The 2629-nt window shown below is 64.9% G+C and carries 2 rRNA genes; both read right to left on the bottom strand.

The window, feature by feature from the left end:
• Window positions 1-20: 20 nt before the first annotated feature.
• Window positions 21-136: ribosomal RNA gene (gene rrf, locus ACTQV3_RS09145) — 5S ribosomal RNA — on the bottom strand.
• Between the two features lie 148 nt (window positions 137-284).
• Window positions 285-2629, bottom strand: a 23S ribosomal RNA gene (locus tag ACTQV3_RS09140); the annotation flags it as partial.

Raw genomic sequence — 2629 nt, 5'->3', positions numbered from 1 at the left:
ACGGCTCGGTGCCGTCCACCGGTCAGCGGCGCCCTGGCCTCCCACGGGCTGGCCCCGCAGTACTCTCGGCGCGATGGGGCTTAGCTTCCGGGTTCGGAACGGGACCGGGCGTGCCCCCCATGCTCTGGCCGCTGACCGGTGGGCGGCGCCCACCGTTACGGTGCCCGGGTGTCTCATACACGTGCCCTGGGGGCCGCATGGCGCATAGGGGAGATCCGACTCGGGGGCATCCTCGTGCCCGGACCGCGCCTGTGAGCGCTGGGTCCCGCGGGCCGCGAGGTGCGGTTCCGGAAGAGCTCGGGCGATTAGTGCGGCTCGGCTGAGGCTGTCGCCAGCCTTGCACCTGCCGTCTATCGACCAGGTAGTCTACCTGGGCCCTTACCGGAAGGAGAACTAATCCCTGGAACGGCTTCCCGCTTAGATGCCTTCAGCGGTTATCCGCGCCGCACGCGGCTACCCGGCCGTGCCGTTGGTCGACAACCGGTTCACCGGAGGTGCGTCCACCCCGGTCCTCTCGTACTGGGGGCAGCCTCCATCGATTCTCCTGCGCCCACGGAGGATAGGGACCGAACTGTCTCACGACGTTCTGAACCCAGCTCGCGTACCGCTTTAAACGGCGAACAGCCGTACCCTTGGGACCTGCTCCAGCCCCAGGATGCGATGAGCCGACATCGAGGTGCCAAACCTTGCCGTCGATGTGGACTCTTGGGCAAGATCAGCCTGTTATCCCCGGAGTACCTTTTATCCGTTGAGCGACGGCCCACCCACTCGGGGCCGCCGGATCACTAGAGCCTGCTTTCGCACCTGCTCGGCTCGTGGGCCTCGCAGTCAAGCCCGCTTGTACTCTTGCATTCAAAAGGACGGTTGCCGACCGTCCCGAGCGGACCTTCGCGCGCCTCCGTTACCCTTTAGGAGGCGACCGCCCCAGTCAAACTGCCCGCCTGGCACGGTCCCCGAGCCGGTTGACGGCCTCGGGTTAGGACGCCGGTCGCGCGAGGGCAGTATTCCAAGGGCGGCTCCCCGGGGGCTGGCGCCTCCGGATCTTCGCCTCCTGCCTATCCTCTACACGCGGGACCAGCGGCCAATGCCAAGCTGCAGTGAAGGTTCACGGGGTCTTTCCGTCCTTCCGCGGGTAAGTCGCATCTTCACGACCAGTGCAATTTCACCGGGTCCATGGTCGAGACAGCGCCCAAGTCGTTGCGCCTTTCGTGCAGGTCGGAACTTACCCGACAAGGAATTTCGCTACCTTAGGACCGTTATAGTTACGGCCGCCGTTTACCGGGGCTTGGCTTCGGGGCTTCGCGCGGTGCGCTAACTCCTCCGCGTGACCTTCCGGCACCGGGCAGGCGTCAGACCCTATACGTCGCCTTGCGGCTTCTGCAGAGTCCTGTGTTTTTGGTAAACAGTCGCTTGGGCCTCTCCACTGCGGCCCGCCTCCGCTCCCGGAGCAAGTCCGTTCACGTACGCGCGGGCACCCCTTCTCCCGAAGTTACGGGGCCATTGTGCCGAGTTCCTTGACCATGGTTGACCCGATCGCCTCGGTATGTTCTACCCACCCACCTGTGTCGGTTTGCGGTACGGGCGCGCACGCGCCTGCCTAGGGGTTTTTCTAGGGACCTCGGGCTCACTCGCTTCGCTTAAGTGCTTCGTCCGGAGCCTCGCCCTCGATGCGGACCGGATTTCCCTGGTCCGCGGGCCGCGCTCCATCACGGGGACGTCCAGAACCCCGCCGAGCCACCCCCATCCGTCGCCCCGTCGGTCGTAGCGCCGCGTGCGCGGTGCAGGAATGTCTGCCTGCTGCGCGTCGGCTACGCCTCCCGGCCTCGCCTTAGCCCCCGACTGACCCTGGGAGGATTAGCCTTGCCCAGGAAACCTCGGGTTCACGGCGGACGAGTTACTCTCTCGTCTCTCGCTACTCATGCCAGCATTCTCACTCCCATGCGCTCCACCGTCGGTCGCCCTCCGGCTTCTCCGCCCATGGGAAGCTCCCCTACCGATTCTACTTAGGTAAAATCCCGCCGCTTCGGTGTCCAGCTTAGCCCCGTGTATTGTCGGCGCATGTCCACTCGACCAGTGAGCTGTTACGCACTCTTTGAATGCATGGCTGCTTCTAAGCCAACATCCTGGTTGTCTGGGCGGACGCACATCCTTTGCCACTCGGCTGGAACTTGGGGACCTTAGCGGGCGGTCCGGGCTGTTTCCCTCTCGAGCACACAGCTTAGCCCACATGCTCTGACTGCCGCGCTCTGGGCCGCCGGCATTCGGAGTTCGGTTGGATTCGGTAGGCGGCGAAGCCCCCTCGTCCATCCGGTGCTCTACCTCCGGCGGTGAACGCGCGACGCTAGCCCTAAAGCTATTTCGGGGAGAACGAGATATCTCCGGGTTTGATTGGCCTTTCACCCCTATCCGCAGGTCATCGCCGCCGTTTTCAACCGACGTGCGTTCGGCCCTCCACGGGGTCTTACCCCCGCTTCAGCCTGCCCACGGATAGCTCACCCGGCTTCGCGTCCGCGGCGCGGGACTCAAGTCGCCCTGTTAAGGCTCGCTTTCGCTCCGGCTCCCTTTCGGTTAACCTCGCCCCGCGCCAGCGACTCGCTGGCTCATTCTACAAAAGGCACGCCGTCACACC

The sequence above is a fragment of the Collinsella sp. LCP19S3_A7 genome, from assembly GCF_052121995.1.
In the GTDB taxonomy this organism is placed as follows: domain Bacteria; phylum Actinomycetota; class Coriobacteriia; order Coriobacteriales; family Coriobacteriaceae; genus Collinsella.
Note: the sequence above shows the minus strand (reverse complement) of the source record. Positions and strands in the feature narration are given on the sequence as shown.